Annotated in this window: 15 protein-coding genes; all 15 read left to right on the forward strand. The window is 43.6% G+C overall.

The genetic code is table 11. The features are described 5' to 3' along the window. The 15 genes from AAA970_RS22840 (at position 1) to AAA970_RS22910 (ending at position 26,891) form a co-directional block, all read left to right on the forward strand. Positions 1-1,227: an MFS transporter gene (locus tag AAA970_RS22840; RefSeq protein ID WP_338239200.1), complete on the forward strand. Its 1,227-nt coding sequence runs from the start codon at positions 1-3 to the stop codon at positions 1,225-1,227. A gap of 290 nt (positions 1,228-1,517) precedes the next feature. After that, positions 1,518-3,791, forward strand: coding sequence for a polysaccharide lyase 6 family protein (locus AAA970_RS22845; RefSeq protein WP_338239201.1), 2,274 nt, complete (start codon positions 1,518-1,520; stop codon positions 3,789-3,791). Positions 3,792-3,808: 17 nt separating this feature from the next. After that, positions 3,809-4,198 (forward strand): cupin domain-containing protein, encoded by a 390-nt coding sequence (locus tag AAA970_RS22850; protein ID WP_338239202.1) that lies wholly within the window; start codon positions 3,809-3,811, stop codon positions 4,196-4,198. Between the two features lie 8 nt (positions 4,199-4,206). Further along, positions 4,207-5,511, forward strand: a complete 1,305-nt coding sequence (locus tag AAA970_RS22855; RefSeq protein WP_338239203.1) for an MFS transporter — start codon at positions 4,207-4,209, stop codon at positions 5,509-5,511. 62 nt (positions 5,512-5,573) lie between these two features. Next, entirely contained in the window at positions 5,574-6,338 is a 765-nt protein-coding gene (locus AAA970_RS22860; RefSeq protein ID WP_060689950.1) for a glucose 1-dehydrogenase, read from the forward strand. A 618-nt stretch (positions 6,339-6,956) separates the two neighbouring features. Continuing rightward, complete coding sequence (locus AAA970_RS22865) at positions 6,957-8,549, forward strand: polysaccharide lyase family 7 protein (RefSeq protein ID WP_338239204.1); 1,593 nt, start codon at positions 6,957-6,959, stop codon at positions 8,547-8,549. 4 nt (positions 8,550-8,553) lie between these two features. Further along, positions 8,554-9,552, forward strand: coding sequence for a PfkB family carbohydrate kinase (locus AAA970_RS22870; RefSeq protein ID WP_338239205.1), 999 nt, complete (start codon positions 8,554-8,556; stop codon positions 9,550-9,552). Positions 9,553-9,579: 27 nt separating this feature from the next. Continuing rightward, positions 9,580-10,617 carry a PfkB family carbohydrate kinase gene (locus AAA970_RS22875; RefSeq protein WP_338239206.1) on the forward strand — a complete coding sequence of 346 codons (1,038 nt, stop codon included), beginning with the start codon at positions 9,580-9,582 and terminating at the stop codon, positions 10,615-10,617. 524 nt (positions 10,618-11,141) lie between these two features. Continuing rightward, positions 11,142-11,816, forward strand: coding sequence for a bifunctional 4-hydroxy-2-oxoglutarate aldolase/2-dehydro-3-deoxy-phosphogluconate aldolase (locus AAA970_RS22880; RefSeq protein WP_338239207.1), 675 nt, complete (start codon positions 11,142-11,144; stop codon positions 11,814-11,816). A 582-nt stretch (positions 11,817-12,398) separates the two neighbouring features. Beyond that, positions 12,399-15,542 carry a SusC/RagA family TonB-linked outer membrane protein gene (locus AAA970_RS22885; protein WP_338239208.1) on the forward strand — a complete coding sequence of 1,048 codons (3,144 nt, stop codon included), beginning with the start codon at positions 12,399-12,401 and terminating at the stop codon, positions 15,540-15,542. A 13-nt stretch (positions 15,543-15,555) separates the two neighbouring features. After that, on the forward strand, positions 15,556-16,923 hold the full coding sequence (locus AAA970_RS22890) for a RagB/SusD family nutrient uptake outer membrane protein (protein WP_338239209.1): 1,368 nt from the start codon (positions 15,556-15,558) through the stop codon (positions 16,921-16,923). A gap of 119 nt (positions 16,924-17,042) precedes the next feature. Further along, positions 17,043-18,323 (forward strand): polysaccharide lyase family 7 protein, encoded by a 1,281-nt coding sequence (locus AAA970_RS22895; RefSeq protein WP_338239210.1) that lies wholly within the window; start codon positions 17,043-17,045, stop codon positions 18,321-18,323. Between the two features lie 37 nt (positions 18,324-18,360). Continuing rightward, positions 18,361-22,191, forward strand: coding sequence for a fibronectin type III domain-containing protein (locus AAA970_RS22900; RefSeq protein WP_338239211.1), 3,831 nt, complete (start codon positions 18,361-18,363; stop codon positions 22,189-22,191). A gap of 108 nt (positions 22,192-22,299) precedes the next feature. Continuing rightward, positions 22,300-23,010, forward strand: coding sequence for a FadR/GntR family transcriptional regulator (locus tag AAA970_RS22905; protein ID WP_338239212.1), 711 nt, complete (start codon positions 22,300-22,302; stop codon positions 23,008-23,010). An 851-nt stretch (positions 23,011-23,861) separates the two neighbouring features. Next, positions 23,862-26,891, forward strand: coding sequence for a SusC/RagA family TonB-linked outer membrane protein (locus tag AAA970_RS22910; RefSeq protein WP_338239213.1), 3,030 nt, complete (start codon positions 23,862-23,864; stop codon positions 26,889-26,891). Positions 26,892-26,896 lie beyond the last annotated feature (5 nt).

Below are 26,896 nucleotides of genomic sequence, written 5' to 3' on the forward strand. Positions count from 1 at the left end.
ATGTCTAAGGCTTCCACATATCGTTTTTTTCTACTCCATCAACGCCCTTTGTGGTATGGCTTCAGCCAGTTCTTTTTTTCTACGATGGGTCAGGCGTTTTTCCTTAGCTTGTTCGTGGCCCACTTTATGGAAAAAACCGGTTTGTCGGCGCTTCAGCTGAACGTGCTCTATACGCTGGCCTCCTTGAGCAGTGCCGTATTATTGGTATTTGTGGGGCCATTGATGGACCGGCTGGATTTACGGAAATTTAGTTGGGGAGCGGGTATTGGCGGAGGCCTGGCTTGTTTGATGATGGCGCATTTGTCCAATGGATGGATGTATTATCTGGGGATATTTGGCTTACGGTTTTTTGGTCAGGGCTTTCTTCCTTTGATTGGCATGACGGCTATGGGGAAATATTTTGAAGCAGATCGGGGTAAGGCCCTTTCCTTCACGATGTTTGGGATGTCAGTAGCGGAAATGTTGGTACCGGCCTTGGTTTTGGCGATTTTAGGCATGGGACAATGGGCAAACTTGTGGTATGGACTTGGATTTTTCGAAGCGCTGTTTTTTCCTTTGTTATGTTGGCTGTTGGTAGGGAAGGATGATAAGTTTTTAAATTTTAAACAAAATGGCAGTAGCAAAAATGGGCCTGCTTTTATTCAAACTTTGGTAAGAAGGCCGGTTTTCTGGATATATTCTTTGGTTTTTGTGCTGTCCCCCATGTTGAATGCAGGTTTCCTTCTGAATAGCAAGCAATTTCTGGACTATAAAAATTGGTCCATGGAGTTTTTTGCCTTCGCTTTTGTGTTTTTTGGGATTGGCAGAATTGCAGGTGCGTTGGTGGGTGGTCCGCTGGTGGACCGGCTCACGGCTCGAAAACTGGCCGTTTGGGTATTGTTGCCATCGCTGACCTTGTTTCCCTTAATACTGATTCCGGAACAGTGGGTGCTATTGGTTTTCCTGTTTAGTCTCGGTGCAAATTTAAGTTTTGCAAATGTGGTGGGCACCTCCTTTTGGGCAGAAGTTTTTGGCCCTGAAAATGTGGGGACATGCCGCAGTTTAACTTCCACCATGATGGTGCTGGTCACGGCAGTGGCCCCTACCATTTTTGCAGTGGGTTATCAATACGGCATTGCCTTTTTTTTGGCAGGTTTCGGTTTGTTTTTACCCGTGATCAGTATTTTGGCTGGTATTTTTGGATCTCGGGGAAATTCGTCCACAGTGAATTTGATGACGAAGGATTAGGAGCGGTTGGAAGTTAAAATAGCGGAGGGATTATAAAATGATTAAATTCAAACTAAAAAGAATGGTGACGCAATCCCCCTTTTCGCGCTCTTAAGGTCCTGAAAAGTAGTGGGTTGGCTTGTTTTTTAGGATGCCGACAGGATAAAAATAAAATGTTTTCTAATAATTGATGAAAACATCATGAATAAAAGAAAATTAATCGTATATTTGGTTAACCAATTACCAATAAGGCTTTCGGCTCAGGTATGGCTAACTTTTTTTAGAATTCATTTTTTAGAATTTTTTCTGATATGAAATACCTTTTTTTAGTAGTATTTTTAGCTTTTAACCTCAATTTATTCGGGGCAGTGGATAGTGGTGGAATCATTACTTCTGCGGATGAGTTAAAGGAACGAATTAAGCAAGCCTCTCCCGGCGACACCCTGAGGATGGCTTCCGGAGAATGGAAAGATTTAAGACTGTCATTTACAGGCAAGGGGAAGGCTGAAGCCCCCATTGTTCTAATGGGGGCAGCTCATGGAGGAACCGTTTTATGTGGAAATTCTTCTCTTGAAATCGCCGGAGAATATCTGGTGGTGAAGGGGCTTCAGTTCAGGGATGGCTATGCTAAAGGTCGTGTAGCGGTTAAATTTAAGAAAGGGGATCAGGTGGCAAAATATTGCCGGTTGACGGAGGTGGTGATAGATCATTACAATCCGGACGATCGTTTCGAAAAAACTTCATGGATAGAATTATACGGGCAAAAAAATGAAATTGACCACTGTTATTTTGGTGGGAAATTAAATGCCGGTGTATTAATGGCGGTGAAATTGAATAATGTGGAGTCCCGTGAGAATTACCACCATATTCATCATAATTATTTTGGCGAGCGCCCTAAATTGGGCTCTAATGGAGGTGAAACACTACGAGTGGGGGTTTCAACCTATTGTGAGAAGTCTTCTAACACGATTATAGAGCAAAATTATTTTGAACATTGCTCCGGTGAAGTGGAGATCGTTTCGATTAAGTCTTCGGATAATGTGGTGAAGAATAATGTGTTTTTGGGTTGTGAAGGCGTGTTAGCTTTACGCCATGGAGATCGGAATCAGGTTATCGGAAATTATTTCTTAGGAGAAGGTAAAGGCAATGCCGGCGGGGTGCGTGTGATTAATGGCGGGCATACGATTAAGGATAATTATTTCCAGGATTTAGGGGGGAAACGTTTCTTCGGAGCCTTGCCTATCATGAATGGGGTACCGAATTCTCTGGCCAACCGTTATATTCGGGCGCATGATGTTACGGTAGAAAATAATAAGTTTTTTAATTGTTCGCATATTGAATTGTGTGTGGGTTCTGATCGGGAGCGTACCCAGACGCCTGATCACATTACCATTAAAAATAACCTTTTTGTAAATCCCGAAAAGGCAGAAATTTTAACCGTTTTAGATGATATATCCGGTTTTACTTTTAAAGGGAACGAATATATTAATAACGGATCGACCTATAAACAACACGGCTTTAAGCCAGCGAAAGCGCAATATACATTGGGGGAGAAAGGGTTGTATACCAGTAAGACATTTAAACCTGAATTGCCAGTGGTTAAAGGGCAGGCAGGGCCGGACTGGTATACCCCTTTATCTAAAAAAGCGCAAATTTCGAATCAAGTATTGAAAGCTGATAATTTTAAGTCCTTAAATAGTGCGATAGAACAGGCGGAAGTTGGAGCGACCATTGCAATTACTTCCGCCGAAATTTCTTTCGAAGAGGTTATTCGTATCACTAAACCGTTAAGAATTATTTCTGAAAATGGGCAGGAAGTTAAAATGTTCTTTAAGGAAAATCCGAAGCAGGCTTCCTTTTTTGCCATAGAAAACGGTGGAAGTTTACTGTTGGATGGCTTTGCCTTTAACGGAAGGTCGGAAGTGGGGATTTCAAAAGCGGCACTCCGGACTTCGAAGGATCCAATGATTCAGCATTATCGACTGGAGGTTAAAAATTGTACTTTCAAAAATTTCGATGCTGCAGATTATTGTGTATTCCGGGCGTTTGAAGGAACTTTCGCGGATGAATTGATTTTTGAAAACTCGCATTTTGAAAATATCTCCGGGATTGCCCTGAATATTAACGGGCAGACTGATAATATGGGCAGATACAGTGCCGAGGAAGTGCTGGTAAAAGGTTGTACTTTCAAAAAGGTGATGACCGGTGCCATGGAAATTACCCGAAGAGGAAATGATGAATCCACCACCGGACCATTGGTATTGGTACAGGATTGTGATTTCGTGGATGTCGGAAATAAAGAATTGGGGAGTGTGATCATGCTCTGGGGTGTTCAACACCTGACTGTGGATAATTTATTTTTCTACAATTCCGGTCGCTCAGGACGTATTATTCGATTTGAAGACCCGCTTTGGGCTGTGAGTACCATTGATAATATTTTATCGATAAGCTCCGGAAGAATTGAGTCCTACTACCCTCGTCGTGGGGAAAATATTAAGGAGATTACCGAAGATACCTCCTTAGAAAAGGCTTATGAGTTGAAGCAGGCTGAAAAAAAAGGCGCCGTCGCTTCCAAAAATATATAGGGTTTTAAATTTTTTTAATGATTACTGAAATGGAAAAGGTACAAAGTAAAGAGTTTTTTGTAGACAGCGAGAACGAGTGGGAAGTTTTGGGTGGTGGTATCTCTCGTAAGATTATGGGCTATGATGAGACCATTATGGCCGTGAAGGTGCTTTTTGAAAAAGGCGCTTTGGGGACGCCTCATCAGCATGTTCATGCGCAAATTACTTACGTCGTGGAAGGTACTTTTGAATTGACTATCGGCGACCAGGTGAAAGTTTTGAAGGGAGGCGACTCTTTCTATATTCCTTCAAATGTGATGCATTCCTGCCTGTGCCTGGAAGATGGAATGTTAATTGATACTTTTTCTCCGGTACGCGAGGATTTTCTGGATGGTTCCAAACCGGCTTATTTGGGCGGTGGTAAATAAATAGCGCCATGATTGAAGTTAAGGAAAAAGCCGAAGCCCGGAAGGCGGGTTTTAAACTAAAAAATTTACGCTGGTGGATCATTGGCCTGATTGCCCTGGCAACGGTGATTAACTATATTGACCGTTCGGCCCTGGCCATGATGTGGCCGGATGTCTCCAGAGATCTGGGGTTGACCAAAAATGATTACGCCCTGATCCTGAATGTATTCATGGTGGCTTATGCATTGGGACAATCCTTTTCAGGTAAAATATTTGATAAGGTCGGCACCCGACTCGGCTACGTGATTTCCATCGGAATCTGGTCCGTTTCATCTTTCTGTCATGCCTTTGCCCGCAGCCTTTTCAGCTTTTCGTTTTTGAGAGCGACTTTGGGTTTTGGAGAAGCGGGGAACTGGCCCGGTGCCGCCAAAAGCAATGCAGAATGGTTCCCGGTAAAAGAACGAGCTTTTGCACAGGGTTTATTCAATGCCGGCGCTTCTTTAGGAGCAGTGGTGGCGCCTCCTTTCATTGCAGCACTTTGGGTGGCTTTTGGCTGGGAGATCACCTTCATGATCGTCGGATCTCTTGGAATGTTGTGGGTGTTGCCCTGGTTGATTGTCAATAAGGGAGAGCCTAAAAACCATCCCTGGTTGACGCAGGAAGAAAAAGAATACATTAAAAACGGGCAGTCCAAGGCAGATAATGATGATTGTGCCAAAGCCCTTCCCTTATCTGAAATTCTTAAGAAAAAGGAATCATGGGCCGTATTGGTGTCCCGCTTTTTCCTGGAACCGATCTGGTGGTTGTTTGTGGGCTGGATGCCGATTTACCTGGCAGATACTTATGGTTTTGATGTCAAAGAAATCGGGGCTTTTGCCTGGGTGCCATATGTTGGCGCTGCTTTGGGCTCTATCGTCGGAGGTTATTACAGTGGGAATTTAATCAAAAACGGCAGCTCCACGGATCGTGCCCGGAAGCAAACCATTTCCATTGGTGGGGTCATCATGTTGTCCGGTTTGATCGCGACTATTACCCTGGCCGATACGCCTGAGATTTTTGTAGGAATTGTAGCGCTGGTACTTTTCGGTTTTCAGTTCGCTATTGGAAATGTCCAAACGATTCCTTCCGACTTATTGTCCGGTAAATCAGTAGGATCCCTGGCAGGATTTGGAGGAACAATCGGAGTATTGTCGGTTGTGCTGATGAACTTCCTGGTGCCTCAAATCGCGGAAATCTCCTATAACTACATCTTTATGATGATTGCAGTATTTGTTCCTTTGGGAATAGGATCCATCTTTTTGTTTGCCAGGAAGATTAAATCCATAGAGGAATAATACATAAATAACCGAATTGATTTTATCAGAATATTATATAAACACTCATAAATAATTTAATTATGAACTTGACTGGAAAAGTTGCCATCGTTACTGGTGGTGCACGGGATATCGGAAAAGCTATTTCTTTGCAAATGGCCGCCGCAGGAGCAAAAGTAGTGGTGAACTATTATGCAGCAGAAGAGGGTGCCGAGGAAAATGCCCAGCAAACATTAGCAGAAATCAAAGGAAATGGTGGTGAGGGGATTCTTGTTCCCGGTGATTTGACCAAATCTGATGATGCGGAAATTATCGTTACCAAAGCAGTGGAAGCTTTTGGTGAGCGTATCGATATTTTGGTTAATGTTGCGGGCGGTATTATCGGTCGTAAAAAGATTGAAGAGCAGGATGAGAACTGGTATAACCTGTTGATGGACTTGAATATGAAGTCCGTATGGTTAATGACCAAAGCGGTTCGTCCTTACCTGGGTGAAGGTGGTTCGATTATCAACTTCGCTTCGCAGGCAGGTCGTGACGGAGCAGGCCCTGGTGCATCTCTTTACGGTACTTCCAAAGGAGCTGTGATGACTTTCACACGTGCCATGGCCAAAGAATTAGGCCCGATTGGTGTTCGTGTAAATGCGCTTTGTCCGGGGATGATTGCTACAAAATTCCATGATGATCACACTGCTGATCAGGTACGTGTAAATGTAGCGAATTCTACACCATTGCGCCGCGAAGGCCGTGCAGAAGAAGTAGCGGATTTGGTGGTTTACCTGGCTTCCGATAAGTCTTCTTTCATCACTGGAAACAATATTGACATTAACGGAGGTCTGGCGTTTTCTTAAGCCCTTCCTTTAGAGCGTGTTAAAAACTTCAATTTGATAAGGAGTAATATTAAATACGGTATCGATCCTTTGGATCCCTTATTGAAAAATTGAGTTTGGTCATGCTCCATAAAAGAGATTAATGAAATACCTACTGCACTTAAAAAATTGTTGTTGTGTAATGTTAGTGCAGAGCCGGTAGGAAATTATTCTTTAGAGCTTGTTTAAAAGCCAAAACTCCCAGCGAAAATTTCATTATTGCAGAAGCGATACCAGATTATTTTTGAGAGAATAGCATTGTTATTGTTGAGCAATGATGCAAAATCGCTTTCAGTAATTCGAATTGGCAGCCAGATGTTGTGCTTTTAAATACGCTCTTACTCAACATATTTTGTTAGCCTTACCCTAATCCGGTAAATCTAACAGAAAGATAAGCTACCTCTTTTGTTTTGGCTGTAGGAGGCCCGATCCTTTCCTAATCAGGGGGTTGATTACAAGGAGCCCGGGGCTTTTCAGTCTTAACATTCAGAGGTAGTTTTTCTAAAATTATTACTTCGTGTAAGTTTAGTTTGTTTTGTTTTTTTTGATACATACCTGCTCAGCTCAGGTATGTTAATTTTGAGTTTTTTGCTTTCTGATATGAAGAATTATAAGGCATTATTATTGATTTTTCTTGTAGGTTTTTTCTTAGCCCCTACACTAAAAGCCCAACAGAAACTGATGGTGGTCAACCCCGGATTTGAGTCCGGACTGAATGGCTGGGACCTTAGCGGTAAGGTTTCCAAATCGGATGTGGCTTTTGAAGGTGGAAAGTCTGCTAAAATGGAAAGCAAGGGCGCGGAAGTGGCGCAGTTTATTCGGGTAGCACCACGGCAGGATTATGAATTACAGATCGCTGCTAAAGGAAAAGGTACCCTCTTTGTACGGATAAAAGGAAAAGAAATCACCCGTGTGGTCAATGAAAAAGATTTCAGCCTGATAAGCATTCCTTTTTCCAGTGGCAAAGCGAAAAATATTATTATTGGAGGGCGTTCAGACGGACAACAGTTTCGCGTGGATGCCGCCTCAGTACAACAAACTTCTTCAGAAACGGAAGTGAGTGTTCCGCAGCCGGTAGTGATTAATGGGGGATTTGAATCCAAATTCACCGGTTGGGAATTGCATGGAAAAGTATCCAAGTCAGATGTGGCTTTTTCAGGAAATAAAGCAGCGAAAATCGACGACAAAGCCTCTTTTGACCAATACATCCGCATTACTCCGGGGCAGACCTACACCCTTCAGGTGGCGGTAAAGGGCAAGGGAGAAGTTTTTGCGAAGGTGAAGTGTCAGGAGTTTAAACAGGAATTTGAAAATAAAGAATATGAACTGATAACCCTTGATTTCGAAAGTGGCAAAAGCAAATCAGTGGTGATTGGGGGCCGTTATACCAAAGGGCAGGGACGTTTCGATGCCTTTTCCTTAAAAGTAGCCGGTTTGGAGTTGGATGAAAATCATCAATATCCGTCGGCCATTATTCCGGATTTAAACCGTTGGAAGGTCACCCTTCCTGTGGATGCCAAGGGAGAAGATAATTCCCGGGTCTGGGATTTAGATGCGCGTAAGAAGACCCCTCTGGAAGTGGTAGGGGCTGATATCATGGATTTTGAATATCGTCCGTATTTTTATGCGAAGAATGGCGAGGTGTATTTCCGTGGTCATTGTGATGGCGTGACGACCAAAGGGTCCAAATATCCAAGAGCAGAGTTGAGACAATTAGTGGGCGGAGGAAATAATTACTGGTCCATGGAGGATCACCAGTATCTGGAGACAGAGTTAAGGGTGATTCATGTGCCGGACGGAAAGCAGGAAGTTTGTATTACGCAAATTCATGGACCGGAGGATGAGCCATTACGTGTACAGTATCGCCATGGTAAGGGAGTATTTATTATTTGGAATGAAGATAATAAAGATACCGAGAATACGGTACCGGTAAAATTAGGAGAAAGAGTTAAAATTTCAGTATCGGTAGCGAAGGGATATATCACTTGTCATATCGAAAACTTAGATCAGCAGAAAGATTATAAAAAGGTTTGGAAATCCATGGATGCCACAGGATATTTTAAGGTGGGTTGCTACACGCAGGCCTCCAAATTCCAAAGCCAGATCAATAAGAAATTCACGGATGAGCCTAAAGGTTCCTATGGAGAGGTAGCGGTAAAATATATTAAGCTGGAAGAAACTTATCCTCAATAATATTATGGGAAAAATAATTGCTTTCGGAGAAATGCTCATGTGTTTATCCTCACAGGGGCATTCCCGCCTGAAACAAACCAAAAGTCTGGATATTGATTTCGGTGGGGCAGAAGCGAATGTGGCCGTATCACTGGCACAGTTCGGGGAGAAAGTCAGCTTTGTGACCCGATTACCTGAAAATGATATGGCAGATCGGGCCATGATGTCCCTGAAAAGCTTTGGCGTGGAAGTGGATCATGTGCAATGGGGCGGTGATCGCCTGGGTTTGTATTATTTTGAAAATGGGGCGGTGTATCGCGGGAGTAAAGTGATCTACGATCGGACCAACTCCTCTATGTATACGATAAAGCCAGGGGAAATTAATTGGCAGGAAGTTTTTAAAGGAGCCAGCTGGTTTCACTGGACCGGTATTACGCCCGCATTGTCGGAGAATGCTTATCTGGTGACGCTGGAGGCTTTGCAGGCTGCCCGTGAAATGGGTTTAACCATATCCGGTGATTATAATTATAGAAATAATCTTTGGCAGTGGGGGAAAAGTGCAGAAGAGGTCATGCCGGAGCTTTTAAGCTATTGTGATATCATGTCCGGGGTGCATCCGGATGTAGATGTGGTGCAGGAAAAAGTGGGGGATGAACAATTCCGGCTAGCCGGCAATGAGATGATGGCGCGCTACCCGCATTGCAAATTGGTAGTGTTTACTTCGCGGGGGAGTGTTTCGGCCTCTCATAATACCTGGCAGGGGATATTGTATGATGGGATTGAGGTTTTTCGAAGTGCCGCCTATAATTTAACGCACATCGTGGACCGGGTAGGGACCGGAGATTCCTTTATGGCCGCCCTGATTTATGGTTTACGCAACTATGAAAGTAAACAGGAGGCGGTGGAATTTGCCACTGCAGCTTCTACCATCAAACACTTCATTTTGGGGGATCAGAATGTATGTACTGTGGCAGAAGCGGAAGCCCTGATGAAGGGTAATAAGAATGGACTAATCAGTAGATAAATAAATAAATATATAAATAAAAATATTATGGCTAAAGTAGTCACTTTCGGAGAAATCATGTTGCGTTTGGCAACACCAGGTTATTTGCGTTTTCACCAGGCTGCTGAATTTGAAGCCACTTATGGTGGTGGCGAATCCAATGTAGCGGTTTCCTTAGCGAATTATGGTATGAATGCGGAATTCGTAACGCGTTTACCTAAAAATGATATCGGTGATGCGGCAATTAAGCGTTTACGTTCTTATAATGTAGGGGTAGATAACGTGGTATTGGGTGGTGACCGTGTGGGGATTTACTTTTTGGAAACGGGTGCTGTTGCCCGTGGTTCAAAAGTAGTTTACGACCGTGCCAATTCTGCTATCGCGGAGATCACTCCTGGCATGGTAGATTGGAAAAAAGTGTTTGCTGATGCGAGCTGGCTCCATTGGACCGGCATTACGCCTGCTTTATCTCAGGGTGCCGCGGATGCCTTAAAAGAAGCCTTAGTTGTCGCGCAGGAAATGGGCGTTACGGTTTCTTGTGACCTGAACTATCGTGCAAAATTGTGGAAGTACGGTAAGGCTTGTCATGAGGTGATGCCTGATTTGGTAGCCTTGACGGACGTGGTTTTAGGTAATGAGGAAGATGCTGAAATGGCCCTTCACATTTCTCCTGACGGTGTGGATGTAACCGGTGGTCACGTGGAAGGCGAGGCTTATTTGTCGGTATCCAAAAAGATCATGGAGCAGTTTCCGAAGGTAAAGAAAGTGATCACTACTTTGCGCGGTTCTATCAACGCCAATCATAACACCTGGGAAGGGGTACTTTATGATGGTCAAACGTTATTCAAGTCTTCTCGCAAATATGATATCACCCATATTGTGGACCGTGTTGGCGGAGGAGATTCTTTCATGGGCGGATTGATTTTCGGTCTGAATGCCTATCCGGAAGATGATCAGAAGGCGCTGGATTTTGCAGTGGCGGCTTCCTGCTTAAAGCATACCATTAAGGGAGATTTTAACCTGGTGACCGTGGACGAGGTAGAGAAGCTGATGGGCGGAGATGCTTCTGGCCGTGTGGCACGTTAGTGCTTATCTATAAGCCAACATCCGCAGTGAAAATTTAACCCGGATTATTCATGCTTTAAGCCTCGTTTAGCTGTAAGGCGGAAAAAATGAAGGAATAGTTTCCTATTTCGAGTTTTTTCCAACGAAACAGATGAATGAGGAGAAAGCAAGCTTGCCCCAATTTGGGCTATTATTAATCAAAGAAAATAAGTTTTAAAGAACTGAAAATAAGTTACTTGTGATCAATTAATGAATATAGCGGTGAATAATTCGGGTTAATTATTGCAGCAGCGATGCCCGATTATTTTGAGAGAATAGCAGCGCTATTGTTGAGAAATTATCCAAAATCGCTTCCAATAATTCGAATTTGCAGCCGGTTGGTGTGCTTATAAATATGCTTTTAATCAGACATCAAAAGGTGTTCAATGCCTATTTGCACTGCAAGTTCAGGCTTTGAACATGCTTTTAAAGATAGTTTATATTTGACTCGTATTTCAGAGAAAGCATCATCTTGGTGCTTTCTTATTTTTTCAAATTTTACAGTTATGGCCAGATTTCAAAAATATCAGGTAGTCGCAAAAATGGCAGAAGTGGGAATGATTCCGGTTTTCTATCATGCAGACTTAGAAATAAATAAACAAATTTTAAAAGCCACCTATGAAGGTGGTGCGCGGGTTTTTGAGTTTACTAACCGCGGGGATTTCGCCCACGAGATTTTCGGGCAATTGGTAAAATGGGCGGCGGAGGAATGCCCGGGAATGATGCTGGGCGTGGGTTCGGTCATTGATCCTGCTACCACAGCTTTGTATTTGCAATTGGGCGCCAACTTCATTGTTTCCCCGGTTATGAATCCGGAAATGGCGAAAATATGTAATCGCCGGAAAGTGGCCTGGTCACCAGGCTGTGGTTCCTTGTCTGAGATTTCTCAGGCCGAAGAATTAGGGGCGGATGTGGTGAAAATTTTCCCCGGACAGCAAGTCGGTGGACCGGAATTCGTCAAGGCGGTGAAAGGGCCATTTTCCTGGTCGAGCATCATGCCGACAGGTGGCGTGAAGCCGGAAAGAGAAAACCTAACCGCTTGGTTTAATGCAGGGGTGTTTTGTGTGGGAATGGGCTCTCAGCTGATGATTAAATCTTCAGATGGTGGTTTTGATTATACGGCAATTAAAGAAAAAACAGCAGAAGCAATTGCGATCATTCGTGAGTTGAAAAGCAATTAATTGAATGATAGGGAAATGATATAGAAAGATCTCTTTGGTTCAGAGCGTGTTTAAAAGCCAAAATTCGCAGGGAAAATTTGATTATCGCAGAAGTGATGTCGGATTGTTTTGAGAGAATAGCAGCGCTATTGTTGAGAAAAGATCCAAAATCACTTCCAATAATTAGAATTTGTAGCCGGATGGTGTGCTTTTAAACACGCTCTTAGTTCATTTAAGAAGTAAAGCTGAGGAGGTCTTTTTTGGCTTTGATTGAATTTCTTTTAGGCTGTTAATAAAAATTAGCGTTTCTGGTAAAAAAGCTTTTGGCTTATAGCGCATTTTTAAATTTTTTTATATTTTTGGTATACCAATTACCAACAACCATAAAAAAGGTTTAATAGATCAGGGATGATTTAATTTTTGGCAATATCATTTTTTTGGGCGGTATTTCAATAGCGTTAAAGCCTGCACTCCATGCTTTTTCATGCGATTTTCAGACATTTTTTTGAAAAAGCGATTGGCTGTTTTGGTTTTAACTCAAACGAATGACCGACCGGTCAATGAACCAGAATAAATATTTTTTAAAATCCTAAGTTAGATACAATGAGGATAATTTTAAACAAGTATGGCTTCATGTTACTCCTGATGATGCTGGTGGGAATTTCCGCTTTTGCGCAGAGCACCGTTAACGGACGGGTGACATTTAAAGAAGACGGGGAGCCGGTGCCGGGGGTGAACATTATAATCAAGGGATCCACCACTGGTACGATTACCGACTTCGAAGGAAACTACACCATTAATGCGTCGCAGAATGACATTTTGGTTTTCCGTTTTGTGGGGATGACAGAGGTGGAAGAGTATGTGGGAACCAGAAGCCGCATAAATGTGGAGTTGGATTCAGATATTGAGGAATTGAAGGAAGTGGTGGTTGTAGGTTATGGTACACAGAAAAAATCCCATTTGACAGGTGCCATTGCGAAAGTAAAAAATGAAAAGCTGGATCAGCTGCCGGCGGCGCGTATTGACGATGCGCTGATAGGGCAGGTTTCCGGGGTAAATATTCAGATGACCGATCCGGAGGCAGGATCAGCCCCAACCATTCAGGTGCGTGGGGTAGGTTCTATTGCGGCGGGTTCGTCACCGGCGATTGTAGTGGATGGTGTGTTGGTGGATTCGGATTATATGGCTGCCCTGGATATGAATGATGTGGAATCCATTGAAGTCTTGAAGGATGCTTCTTCTGCGGCTATTTTTGGTTCCCGCGGTGGTAATGGGGTGATCATGATTACCACTAAGTCCGGACAATCCGGCGAGACGAAATACACGTTTAATTCTTTTTATGGCCGTAAATGGGTAAATAAAAGAGATGATTTCCGTCCGACAGTGGCAGAGAATAAAGCCACAGCAGAGGCTTACCGCGAGGAGATAGAATTAAATTATCCAAACTTTGCCGATGATCCGATTCTGAGCAATGTTTATAATAAAGCCAATACCACCATTCGCCGGATGGACCATATGCTGGAAATTTGTCAGGGCGAAGAGCGGGATTGGCAGGATGAAGTTTTTACAGGCGGCAATATTCAGTCTTATTCCTTAAGTGCGGCTGGTGGATCCGACAATACTAATTTTCATATTTCGGGCGCTTATCTGAATGATCAGGGAGTACTGTTACAGGATGAGTATACCAAAATGAACCTGCGCTTTAAGTTAAAAACCAAATTATCCAAAAAGCTGGAGTTGGGCCTTAACTTTAACCCTACCCGTGAGCATAAGCAGGTGTTCCCAACCACAACGCATGAATCTTTGAGACAATCCACCTGGTTGCCCATTGTTCATGATGAGCATACCATTCAATATGTGGACCGCGAAAACTTCCCTTATGTGGCAGTGGGGGATTATACCCAGGAATCTCACTTTAATAATTATCCGGATCCGAATAATCCGGGCAGTACTTTGCCCAATGTGAGTGTGACCAATAACTCCAATCCGTATGCGAATATAGTGGAGCGGGATTATCAGGAAAAAACAACGCGCGTGTATGCGAATACTTATTTGAAATATAAAATTATGAAGGGGCTGAGCTTCAGAACTTCCTTGGTAGCGAATTATAGAAATCGTATAAGAGATTATTATATCGGTACCAAGGCAACTAGAAACGGTGCCTCCGATGCCCGTCTGCAGTACAGAACTTATGATGATTTTGCCTGGATCAATGATAACTATTTTACTTATGACCGTTCCTTCAACGGTGGGCATGATATCAATGTAGTAGTCGGGATGTCTTTTGAGCAGCGTTCCTATGAATTTACCGAAACGATTGGTACTGGTTTCACTAACGACGCCGTGAAAACTATGAATGCCGCTTCTTCTATTGCCTATGGAAATCAGGTGAAATCCATCGAGACCCTGCATTCGGTTTTTTCCAGATTTAATTATGCCTATATGGATAAGTATCTGGTATCCTTCTCCATGCGTACCGATGGTAGTTCAAAATTCGGTGCCAATTATAAATACGGTATTTTCCCTGCTGGTTCGGTGGGTTGGAGAATGACCGAGGAGCCATTTATGAGAGGCCTGAACTGGATTTCAGTGATGAAGCCAAGATTCTCTTATGGTATTACGGGGAATAATTCGGGGATCGGATATTATGAAGCGCTGGAGCGGATGAGTCCTGTAGGGGCGGTCATCGGAGGCAATGTTTCCTCCGGCTATGCACCGGCCAATATTGCCCAGCCGGATTTACGTTGGGAGCAGCAGGTAGAAATTAACCCCGGTTTGGATTTCGGTTTCTTCGGGAACAGAGTTTTTGGAGCGGTGGAATGGTATAGAAGAACGTCCTCAGATTTATTGCTGGAACAGCAAATTCCATCCGTTACCGGTTTCGACAGAAGAACGGTCAACCTGGGTCAGGTACAAAATCAGGGTTTTGAATTCGAATTGAGTGGAAAGCCTATTGTAACCAATAAATTCAAGTGGACCATTACGGCCAATGCCTCTACCAATGAAAACAAACTGGTGAACTTCGGTGGGGTGGACAGCCTGATTTCGATCGTGGATGATAAGCGTGCTGCCAACTGGATTGCCGTGCAGGGATTACCGATTTCCTCTTTCTACGGCTTTAAAGTGGATCACTCCAAAGGAGATAATGGAAAAGTACCTTTTGAATACCTGAATGAAGGTTTTTGGCCAATCGGGGCTACCTCCAGATATGCCTATGTACAGGATCTGAACGGTGACGGCGTAATTGATGATAATGACCGGACTGTTTTGGGCTCGCCTTATCCAACTTTCCTTTGGGCCGTTACCAATACCTTTAATATCGGAAGATTTGATGTTTCCTTCATGTTCCAGGGATCGCACGGAGGTATGGTGAGAAATATCGATCCGCAATATTATGAGTATCAGAATATGTACGGACAGGAACCTAACGCTTACTTCCCACAAGAAGAATGGGATCAGGTTCAGGAAAGAATTTTCACGGATGACTTCATCCAGGATGCTTCTTTCATTGCCTTGAGAAACTTCAATGTCGGGTATATGCTGCCTACACGTTGGGTGGAGCAAATCGGCCTGAAATCTGCCCGCGTATATTGTTCCGGTTCGAATTTAGTGTACATCATGTCGGACAGTTACACTTCCTTCAATCCGGAGGGTATTCGCGACGAGGGACCATTGAACTATGGTTATCAGCGGGGAGCAGCCCCAATGCCACGTTCCATTACAGTAGGTCTTAACGTTGAATTCTAATTTTTTCAATATTATGAAATCAGTTATAAGAATTTTCTTGCTGGCCTTCATGGCTGGTTGTATGGTGGCCTGTGATGCCTTTCTGTCGGAATATCCGGAGTCTGAGGTGGGAGTAGATAACTATTTCCGTAATGATGATGAAGTAGAGACCGGAGTAATCGGGATTTATGATGCCTTGCAGGATGTAGTGCAATATGAATATGCGATACTGGAAATGCGGACCGATAATTCTTCTACCCGAAGCGGGGTGGGGGATTGGTCGCAGTTTCAGACCCTGAATATCACGCCATATAATTCCGTAGTGGCGAACTATTGGAAAAGTTGTTATGCCACGATTTACCGCGCTAATCTGGTTTTGGCAAATATGCACAATGTAGTAGACCCTAATAAAAAGTTGCAGTTTGAGGCGGAAGCGCGCTTTGTAAGAGCTTATATGCACTTTAATCTGGTCAGACTTTTTGGTCGTGTACCGCTGGCAGACCGCATTATTTTTGAAGGGGATCTGGAAGGATACGGGCAGGCAGAGCCGGAATTGGTTTATGCTTTGATTGAAAGTGATTTACGTTATGCGGCTGAAAATTTACCTGGCCGGGACATTATTCCGCTGGGCAGGGTAAATCAGGAGTCAGCGCAGACCTTATTGGCTAAATACCTGCTTCAGGATCAGCAATATGCCGAAGCTAAGGCTTTGCTGGAGAGCGTAATTGCCGGGGGGAATTTCAGACTGGATAGTAATTATCATAATATTTTCTATCAGAGTCTGGGGGATGAAATCATGTTCCCGATTGCCTTTGAAGATGATAATTCAGAAAACTCTCAGGAATATTCCTACTATTTCCTTTATGAGCAGGGCTCCCATAATTATGCCACTGATAATATGATCGCCCTTTATGAGGCCACGCCGGGACTGAATGGCGAGGATTTACGTTATACCACCAATGTGATTGATCAGCGTGGGGAAAGAAAAGGTTGTGGTAAATTCATCAGTAGTTCCTCCAATATCAGAATGTCGGGTAATGATTATATTCTTCTTCGTTATTCGGATGTATTGTTATTGTATGTGGAAGCATTTTTGGGAGATAACTTCCAGACTGATGATGCCACTTGTCTGGAGTATGTGAACCTGATCCGGGGCCGGGCAGGATTAGCACCTGTAGCCAACATTTCAAAACCATCATTGGCAGTGGAGCGTCGTAAGGAATTTTTATATGAAAATCAGCGTTGGTTTGATTTGATCAGAACCGGTGATCTGGAAATGACCATCAGCAACTTTATGCGGGACGAAGGATTGAATTATAATTCCAGATTTCTGTTGTTGCCCATTCCGCAACGCGAGATTGATACCAGCCGCGGCATGTTAAAACAAAACCCGGGTTATTAATCCGGATTATGCAGGCTTCCTGCTTAACCATTGATACTTAATTCCGTAGGGAATGCATTTTCCATATTGTTGTGAAGAGTGGGATTAATTCCCACTCCTTTTTCCAAATAGAAGCTGGTATGGCGGTACGTGTTTTCTTCTTTTTTTCATTATTGTTGATGGCCTGTGTGGGTCATGAGCCCAATTTGGCCATTCCCTCGCTTCCGGATCTTGAACTTCCGGATGCTGATGAGGAAGATGCTGAAGAGGACGAGAACGAACGCATTAATCTGTTTATTGTGGATGCAGGTCTGGAACAAACAGATTTCCCGGACTGGCAATCTCAAGAGGTGAATAACAGTAGCATTACCTATTCCGGAAAGAATGCGGTGAAATTTGCTCGGGAAGGGGCATATATTTCGCAGGAAATTGCCATTAGTCCGAATGAAACCTACGTATTGCAGGTTTATCTGAAAGGAAGCGGGCAACTTTGGGCAGAAGTGGGTGGACAGTATTATACTATAGAAGGTAATTTTACTTCATATACTTTACTTTCCCTTCACTTTTCTGTGGGTGATTTTGATGCGATTACCATTGGGGGAAGTTGGTTTGAAACAGAAGGCCGCATGGATGATTTCAGCATTGATTATGCCGATGAAGTAGAGGAGGAAATTCCTGTAGAGGATGTTTTCCCTACAGATATTATCCCTTCCCTGACCCAATGGAAAATAAGCCTGCCTGTAGATGAAAACGGTAACGATAGCCGTGATGCTGCTCATGTAGAGGAGAGAAATAACCAGGCTTTTGAAATTAAAGACGATCATTTGATTGATTATCAATACGACCCGTATTTCACTGTTCAAGATGGGGAGGTGGCTTTTATGGCGCATTGTGCCGGAGCAACTACCCGGGGGTCCAAATATCCGCGTTCAGAATTACGCCAACGCGTTGGGGGTGGGGATAATTATTGGTCCGTTCATCAATATCAATACCTGAAAACACAACTAAGGGTGGTGCACCTGCCTGAAGTTAAACCGGAAGTGTGTATGGTTCAGATTCATGGCCCGGAAGATGAACCCTTACGGGTGCAATATTCTGAGCGAAAGCATGGATTACACATTATCTGGAATGAAACCAATAAAGAGGAAACTGAATTGGCCTATACATTAGGCGAGCTGTTGGAGGTGGAAGTGACGGTAGCGCATGGTTCAATCACCTGCCGGATTGAGAATTTAGACAGAGGGGAAAGCTGGAGCAAGACTTATCTGTCGGAGGATCAGACCGGTTATTTTAAGGTGGGATGCTATACCCAATCTTCCATTTTTTTAAGTGAATTCAACAGTAGTTTCACCGAAAATGAACCATTAACGGCTTACGGACAGGTGAATGTCCGCAGCATTGAATTAAAAGAAACATATTAATTTTTTAAATACTTCTGGAAATTTATACGATTTTATAATGAGAAAATTAAGTCATATTTTTTTAATGGCCTTAATGGTACTCGGCTATCTGCCGCTGGCTTTGGCCCAGCAGACCGATACTCCCCATGAGGCGGACCAGTTCGGTGTTTACCAAATTCAGGCGAGTCAGTATGCGGTATCTAATGCAGGTACGGACTTGTTTGTGGGAGAAGAATGGTTAGTGGCCACTGATCCGGTAGTAGGAGATTACGTTTATCTGGATGACACATCAGATGAAAATCGTAATGAAACTTCTGCGGATCGATACAAAAGTCCTTCTTTGGTATTCAAAATTGATATGCCGGAAGCACAAAAAGGCTTTGTATGGGCATTAATCAATGAAGGGGGCAAAGACAAGGGGCGGATCTATGTCAATATGAATGGATTGGATTTGGATAAGCGTGCCGAAGGTGATTATGGTAGTGCAGCAAAGTCCAGAATTTCCGAAGAAATGGCCGGGCAGTGGCAGTGGATTCTGTGTAATAATCAAGCCAATGACGATGTGGTCAAGGCGGGTGTGAATGAAATTGAAATTTTCAAGGCACGTCCGGATATCAAGATTGCAAAATTGGCCTTTACCCCTCAGCAGGATATCAATATGATCATTAATAGCCCTGAGGTGAAGGTGGTGGGTAATGATGGTACGCAGCTTACTTTGGACCTGGGTACCCCTTCTCTAACAGGGGAATTGTATGATTTCAACGAAAGTATTTATCCGACGAAGGAATATGCTTACCGGGTGCAAGTGGGGGAAGCGGAAGCGGTAGAAGTAACGGAGCAACAGTTTACGATTCCGGTATCGGATTTGGCCGCAGCGACGACTGTTTCCGTAGCGCTGAGCCATGAATTCAGAAAGAATAGTAGTAGTAATATGCAAACCTATTCCATTCCAACTTTGCTAAGCGTGGATGCCAACAGCCAACCGGAGGACGGAAATGGGTCGGATGTACCACACGAAGCGGATGCCAATGGGATTTATTTGTTTCAGGCGAATCAGTATGCTGAATTGAAAGAAGGAAGCGATGCCTTTACAGGAGAAAACTGGTTGGTCGGCAATGATGCTGAAATGGGGGCTATTCTTTATTTGGAAAATACCACTTCGGATAATCGAAATGAAACTTCTTCAGAGCGTTATATAAGTCCAACTGTAGTATTTGAAATCAATATGCCGGAAGCGCAAACCGGTTATGTCTGGGCGCTGGTTAATGAAGGTTCCAAAGATGCCGGTCGGATTTACGTGAATTTCAATGATTTGGATTTAGACAAGCGGGCAGAAGGGGAATATGGTTCCGCTGCACGATCCAGAATTTCTGATGCCATGAAAGGGGAGTGGCAGTGGATGTTATGTAATAATCAGGCGAAGAGTGAAATTGTAAAGCAGGGTGTAAATAAGATCGAAATTTTTAAGGCACGTCCTAATATTAAGATCGCAAAAATTGCCTTTACGCCTTCACAGGATATCAATATGATTATTGATGCTCCTGAGGTGAAGGTAGTGGAGAATAATGGCACCAGCTTAAAATTAGATTTGGGGGAACCTACGCTAACTGGAGATTTGTATAATAGTTCAGATGTTATTTATGCTACCAAGGATTTCGGTTATCGGGTTCAGTTGGGGGAAAATGAGGCTGTGGAAGTGACAGATCGTTTCTTTGAAATTCCATTGACCGATATTGCAGATCCTACTGATGTTGCTGTGGAAGTATCACATGAGTTTAAAGCGAATAGTTCTTCGGAGCATTTGACTTATTCCATCCCTACGGTAATTACAGTTGATCAAAACAGCCTGCCTGATGGTGAGGTCGATACGGAAGCGCCAACCATTCCCGGGAACTTAAGCTCCTCAGAAGTGGCATCCAATTCCCTGACCCTTTCCTGGGAGGCTTCAACAGATAATGTGGCCGTTGCAGGTTATAAAATTACCCGAGACGGAACAGAATTACCGAATGATGTGACGGAGGGAACCAGTGTGACCATTGGCGGTTTGGATCCGGAGACGGAGTACACTTTTACCGTTAGGGCCTACGATGCTGCGGGCAATCATTCCGCAGAGTCTGAGGCGCATGTAGTGACTACCGCCAGCCTTGGAGGAGACGGAGATGACCTGCCGGGCACCATTCATATGGCCGATGGAGATGAAATTTTTGAATTCGCTGCCGCAGAATATGCCGCGAATATCGGCGGTAAAGGGCAATATGATGGCGAAAGATGGTTGATCGGGACCGATCCTGAAATGGGCCGCTATATGTATCTGGCCAATACGGATACTACCACCAATGCGAATAAGGTTTCGGTGGAAAGATTTGACAGTCCGATGTTGCGTTACAATATTTCCATGCCGGAAGCCAGCAGATTTTATATCTGGGCCCTGGTGAATGAGGGCGATGTAAAATCTGGAACGGTTTACGGTTCTGTTAATCAGATTGATATTGATAAGCGTAACTTGGATACGCCAAATGATCCTACTAATCCGGATTATTACGGTGCAGCTTTCGGTTCTCGAATTTCTGAAGAAATGGTAGGCGAATGGCAGTGGGTTTTGATTGGCTATGAAATCAGAACTACCATGTTGAATGCCGGTATCAATGAATTGGATCTTTTCAAAGCTTATCCGAATATCAAAATTGCTAAAATTGCCCTGGTTCCGGAACAGCGTATGTTCCCAGTGATCAGTCGTCCGAAGGTACGCATTCAGGAAAATGACGGCAGCCAGGTCATTGTCAGCTGGGAAGAGCCGGAAGTGATTGGTGATTTTTATGATACCGATTATACTATATTTCCTGATCGGAATTTTAGTGTACGATTAAAATTGGAGGGAGAAGATGAAGTGGTACTGGATCATGCGCAAGGCAATACTTATGCGATTCCTTACGCCAGCCTCAGTACGGCGAAGGAATTGAAAATCGAGATCGGTCACCTGTTCCGACGTACCAGTTCTGAGTCGGTATTGTTCTATTCCTTTCCTTCTCGGATTTCAGTAAGTCAGGATTCACAACCGGATTTTGAGGCTCCCTCAATCCCAACGGATCTAAAGTCCATCGATACGCAGGGGACGAGCGTGGCATTAAGCTGGACCGCCTCTACCGATAATGTGGGCGTTTTAGGATATCATATTTATCAGGATGGCTTTATTATTCAGACGGTTAGTGCTACTTCCTATAAAGTGAGTGGTTTGAATACCTCAACCAACTATACCTTTGCCGTTTCCGCTTTTGATGCGGCGGGTAATGAGTCGGAACTATCGGAGAGTATTTCGGTAACCACCCGGGATAAGGATGATGAAGTGAGTGATCGGCCTTCAGTGGTAGAGGATTTAATTGCGAGTCAGATTTCCCTGAATTCCTTTACCCTTAACTGGCGTCCGTCAAATTCCCTGAATGGGATCACCGCTTATTATGTGTTTATCAGAGAAGTGGGCGGAGGAAATTTTGAGTTGGCTGCTCACCTGAATGGCGCCACTTTCTCCTATGGATTCCTGGACTTAAGTTCAGATCAGGAGTATGAGCTCATGGTACTGGCAGAGGATGGTGCCGGTTATGTATCGGAAGACTCTGAAATATTATTGGTGAAAACTGAAAAGGCGCCATTATCAACGACCGATGAGGCACAGTTTATGGTTTATCCAAATCCTTCAAGGGGACAGGTTTCGGTGAAATTTTTCAATGAGCATGCCGTTCAGTATACGGTGATCACCATGGAAGGGCGTCAGTTGATGTCTGCTCCGATAGAAGAGCAAAAACTAAATCTGGACTTGCCTGCAGGTATTTATATTTTGAATATTAATTTCAGTAATAATATTAGTCAATCACAAAGATTAGTGATTTATTAAGAATAGTTTTAAAATCGAGGGGCTCTGCTCCTCTATTCTTTTAATTTATTGCTTTTTTATATATTGAATATTAAATTTCTCTATATGAAATTTTTTAATTTTTAGCATATGATTTTTGATACCATAAAAGTAGAGAAGCCTGCCGATGTTATTATTCGACAGATCCGGGAGTTAATTGAAGGGGGGACTTTGAATGCAGGAGATGTATTGCCTCCCGAGCGCAGGTTGAGCGAGCAGTTTGGCGTGGGAAGAAGTTATGTGAGGGATGCCATCAAAAAGTTGGAGTTTTATGGGGTGCTGAAAACTTTGCCTCAAAGCGGGACCGTCGTGGCCGGTTTGGGAATAGACGCTATGCGGGGCGTGATTGCCAATATATTGGAGTTGCATGATACTGACTTTCATTCGCTGGTAGAAACCAGGGCGATGTTAGAGTATAATGCGGTTCATTTGGCGGCTAAGCGAAGAACCGAATCTGACCTGATTAACATTCGTGAGGCACTAGCCAAGCATGAAGCGGCGGTTTTGGAAAAGAAAAAAAATACTTCCGAACTGGATTTTCTTTTTCATCTGGCGATTTGTGAGGCAGCGCATAATGCGACCTTAAAAAGCCTGATGATGGTGATCATGCCGGATGTCATTGATTTCTTTGATGCGGAGGCCGTATGTTCTACCAGCAGTAAACTTAAATCCATTGAGGAGCATAAGCAAGTCTTGAAATATATTGAAGAAGGGGATTCTAAATCTGCACGTAAGGCCATGGAGGTGCATATGGCGATGGTGATAGAATTTTCGGAAAAAAAGCTGAGCAATAAGCGGTAATTTATGGCGATCAGAATTAAGGGCCTTCAGGATAGTGATCTTGCAGGCCTTTTTTTTGTTTTAACCCTAATTATCACAGCTAGATTTAGTGATCCGATACCATATTATCAATTTGTTATACTCGGATGGTCTAATTTTTTTATTTAATCCAATTTGGACAAGCTTGCTTTCTCCTCATTCATCTGTTTCGTTGGAAAAAACTGGAAATAGGATATTATCCATTCCTTTTACCCATCTTGCAGCTAAATGAGGATGTAGACGTGTTTAATAGCCAAAATTCGCATCGAAAACTTGATTATTGCAGAAGCGATATCCGATTACTTTAAGAGAATAGCAGCGCTATTGTTGAGAAATGTTCCTGGCATGAATAATCCGGCTAAGGGCGCATGAAGCTTTAGGCTAATTGCCCATTTTTTTGAATGGTTTTTATAAAATTTTTCTCGACCTCTCATCCCATTTTGTGGTGCACTTTTTCCGGTCAAATTAAGGGAGTCTGTGTGGAAGGTGATGATCAATTATTAATGGGGAATATTCGCTCCACTATTTTATTAAAAATTCAAGTATTGATTTTATTTTTTGCTAATAAATCAATTGATTGAACAAGGCATTGCGTAAATGGTAATTTTTGTAGATCGTCCTATTTCTGCTAAAATGTTTTAGGACCTAAATTTTGGAGTTTTTATGGGTGGTGGTTAGGAAAAGCTGAGGGCGAGGTTAAATAAAATTTAGATGGTAGATGAAAAATTCTCAAAAAACATTTGGTTTTTGGGCTTTGGTTCACCAATTTTAATGCAACAACCCCCTGCGTTACTATTTATTTGTTGTATTTTTAACTTTTCAATCATTTTTTAATGAAAAACAACCCGACAAAATTAACGCTATTCCTGCTCCTGTTTTTTGCCTTTACGGCCAGGTTTGCCTTTGCGCAATCTATCACTATTTCAGGAACAGTCACCGATGAGGCCGCTATGGCTTTGCCCGGTGTATCCATATTAATTGCAGGAACCTCCTCCGGAACCATTACCGGACCAGACGGAAACTACACTATTGAGGTGCCCGGAACAGACCATACTTTAACTTTCAGTTATGTAGGGTACAAAGCGCAGTCTGTATTGGTGGGAAATCAAACTATCATCGATGTGGCGCTGAAGACTAACGATGTCCTGCTGGAACAGATCGTCGTGACCGGTTACGGCGCCCAAAAAAAATCTCACCTTACCGGCGCCATTGCCAAGCTGGAAAATACCAATCTGGAAGAGATTCCGGTGAATCGCGTGGACCAGGCCCTTTATGGTAAACTGGCCGGTTTACAAATTCAAACTACCGATGGGGATGCCGGTGCTACCCCGTATATTCAGATTCGTGGTCAGGCGACCATTAATGCGGGCAACGGTCCCCTGATTGTAGTGGATGGCTTCCCTATTCCGGATGATCTTTCTGCCGTGGATATGAACGATGTGGAATCCATTGAAGTATTGAAAGATGCCGCCTCGGCAGCGATTTATGGTTCCCGTGGGGCTAACGGGGTCATTCTGATTACTACGAAAAGCGGCTCAAAAGGGAAAATGAAAGTGACCTTTACGGCCAGCACCAATGTTAAAAGCCCTGCGCTTTCTTATGATTTGGATAATCCGAATTCCTGGGCGGATTATGCTTTATCCAAAGCCAATTTATCCGAGGATGATCGGGAGAAAATTCTGCTTGCTCAGGATATTGGCTATAATTATGATGCCATGGATGTAATGACCAGGGCCGGTTTTTCACAAAACTACCAGGTAAACCTGAGTGGTGGCAGTGAGAAAACTAATTATTATATCTCCTCACAGATCCTGGATGATCAGGGGGTGGTAGACGGCAATGATTTTACGAAATATTCTTTAAGAGTAAAGGTGGATACGAAACTGAATGATAAATTTAAGGTGGGCGTGAACATGAACGCTTCCTATCAGGACCGTGACCGTATTGAAGTGCGCATGCACGATGTGGCCAGAAGTGCTTCCTGGTTGCCCATTTATCATAATGAAAAAACTTCGGCCATGACCGGTATGCCGGTGGGTTCTCTGGCAATGGAGAATGATTTCAGTACCTCCGCCAATGATTTTTATGCCGCTCAGGGTTATCCGCATTTGCGGAATACCAGTAATGTGAGTGGTTATGCGAAATTGCATGGTCGTGATCTGAATGAGGTGACCATCCGTGGTTTTGCCAATGCTTACCTTTCCTATCAGATCACGGATGATCTGAATTTTAAAACTTCTGCCGGAGCTTATTACAATAATTTTGAGCGTAACTTCTTCCAGACTTCCTGGGGACACCGCAATGGAACTCCTGAGGCCACTTATGTGGGGCAGAATACCTATAATTTGTTGAATGAGAATATCCTTTCTTATAACAAAAACATCGGTGATCATGAGATTTCTGCCATTGCCGGCTTCACTGCGCAGATCAACCGCAAGACCAGTATCGGCATGGAGGCCAACGGCTTCCTGAATGATAAAGTGCGGGTGTTCTCGGCGGCTTCTAATGTTTGGCTGGCAGCAGATGATACTTATGAGACGGGGGATAATCTGGTTTCTGCTTTAGCAAGGGTGAACTATGCTTATAAAAGTAAATACTTATTATCGGTAAGTTCCCGATGGGATGGCAGCAGCCGTTTCGGTAGTAATAACCGCTGGGGATATTTTCCGGCAGTGAGTGTGGGTTGGAGAATGATGGAAGAGCCATTTATGCAACCGATCCGGGATGTAGTGAGTGAATTAAAGCTGAGCTCTTCCTATGGTGCGACAGGAAATAATGCCATCGGGGATTACCTGCACACCGGTAATATGTCGACTCAGAATTACGTTACCGGGGGCGATAATATTGTCCCGGGCTATACGCTGGAGAATAAGGGAAATGCTGATCTGGGATGGGAGCGAACCTTTGAGTACAATGCTTCGGTGGATTTGGGCTTGTTTGAGAACAGAATTTATCTGGGGGCACAGTATTATAATTCGGTGACGGATCAGTTGCTGTTGGAAATGGACATTCCGGCTATGTCCGGTTTTGAGCGTCTGTGGGTGAACCATGGTAAAGTGCGGAACAGCGGGGTGGAGCTGGAGCTGACCACTCGTAATATTGAAAAAGATCACTTCAGCTGGTCCACCACCATGACGTTCTCCAAAACCAAAAATGAGGTCTTGAATTTCGGGGAGCATGAGTCTTTCCAGTCTACAGTGGAATCCAAACGTCCTTCACATTTCCTGACGCAGGTAGGTTCTCCGATTTCTCAGTTTTATGGGTACCGGGTGAAGCGCGAATTATCAGATGAGGAATTCGGACTTTATTGGCCCATAGGCGTTCAGGCGAATAATGTTTATGTTCAGGATTTGAACGGAGACGGCGTGATTGATGAAAATGATATGGAAGTTTTGGGTAAGGCCAATCCGGATTTTGTCTGGGGATTCACCAATAATATCCGATACAAGCGTTTTGATCTGACTTTCACCTTTCAGGGTTCTCACGGGGCTTCTGTTTTTAATATTGATGACCATTATCTGCAAACACACTGGGCGGGTACCAACAGCAATATTGGTCTGGAGGATCCCGATGGTCTGACACAAAGAAAAACGGAGACGGACTGGCATGTTCAGGATGCCTCTTATGTGGCCTTGCGTGACCTGACCCTGGGCTATACCATCCCTGTAAAAGGAGAACGCATCCGTATTTTCCGCGTATTCTTCGCCAGCAGTAATCTGTTGTATCTGACCTCCGGCGAATATACGGGTCTGAATCCTGAGGGAATCAACGCCAATACGGAGTCTGCCTATACTTACGGTTATCAAAGAGGGCCAATGCCATTGGCGAAAAGCTTTTCTTTAGGCCTGAAACTGGAATTTTAATCTTT

It is taken from the genome of Persicobacter diffluens (assembly GCF_036244895.1).
Lineage (GTDB): Bacteria > Bacteroidota > Bacteroidia > Cytophagales > Cyclobacteriaceae > Persicobacter > Persicobacter diffluens.

Coding starts and splice junctions, on each gene's coding strand:
- AAA970_RS22855 (WP_338239203.1), top strand. CDS start 4,207: ATGATTGAAGTTAAGGAAAAAGCCGAAGCCCGGAAGGCGGGTTTTAAA.
- AAA970_RS22900 (WP_338239211.1), top strand. CDS start 18,361: ATGAGAAAATTAAGTCATATTTTTTTAATGGCCTTAATGGTACTCGGC.
- AAA970_RS22890 (WP_338239209.1), top strand. CDS start 15,556: ATGAAATCAGTTATAAGAATTTTCTTGCTGGCCTTCATGGCTGGTTGT.
- AAA970_RS22860 (WP_060689950.1), top strand. CDS start 5,574: ATGAACTTGACTGGAAAAGTTGCCATCGTTACTGGTGGTGCACGGGAT.
- AAA970_RS22850 (WP_338239202.1), top strand. CDS start 3,809: ATGATTACTGAAATGGAAAAGGTACAAAGTAAAGAGTTTTTTGTAGAC.
- AAA970_RS22905 (WP_338239212.1), top strand. CDS start 22,300: ATGATTTTTGATACCATAAAAGTAGAGAAGCCTGCCGATGTTATTATT.
- AAA970_RS22895 (WP_338239210.1), top strand. CDS start 17,043: ATGGCGGTACGTGTTTTCTTCTTTTTTTCATTATTGTTGATGGCCTGT.
- AAA970_RS22865 (WP_338239204.1), top strand. CDS start 6,957: ATGAAGAATTATAAGGCATTATTATTGATTTTTCTTGTAGGTTTTTTC.
- AAA970_RS22840 (WP_338239200.1), top strand. CDS start 1: ATGTCTAAGGCTTCCACATATCGTTTTTTTCTACTCCATCAACGCCCT.
- AAA970_RS22885 (WP_338239208.1), top strand. CDS start 12,399: ATGAGGATAATTTTAAACAAGTATGGCTTCATGTTACTCCTGATGATG.
- AAA970_RS22845 (WP_338239201.1), top strand. CDS start 1,518: ATGAAATACCTTTTTTTAGTAGTATTTTTAGCTTTTAACCTCAATTTA.
- AAA970_RS22875 (WP_338239206.1), top strand. CDS start 9,580: ATGGCTAAAGTAGTCACTTTCGGAGAAATCATGTTGCGTTTGGCAACA.
- AAA970_RS22910 (WP_338239213.1), top strand. CDS start 23,862: ATGAAAAACAACCCGACAAAATTAACGCTATTCCTGCTCCTGTTTTTT.
- AAA970_RS22870 (WP_338239205.1), top strand. CDS start 8,554: ATGGGAAAAATAATTGCTTTCGGAGAAATGCTCATGTGTTTATCCTCA.
- AAA970_RS22880 (WP_338239207.1), top strand. CDS start 11,142: ATGGCCAGATTTCAAAAATATCAGGTAGTCGCAAAAATGGCAGAAGTG.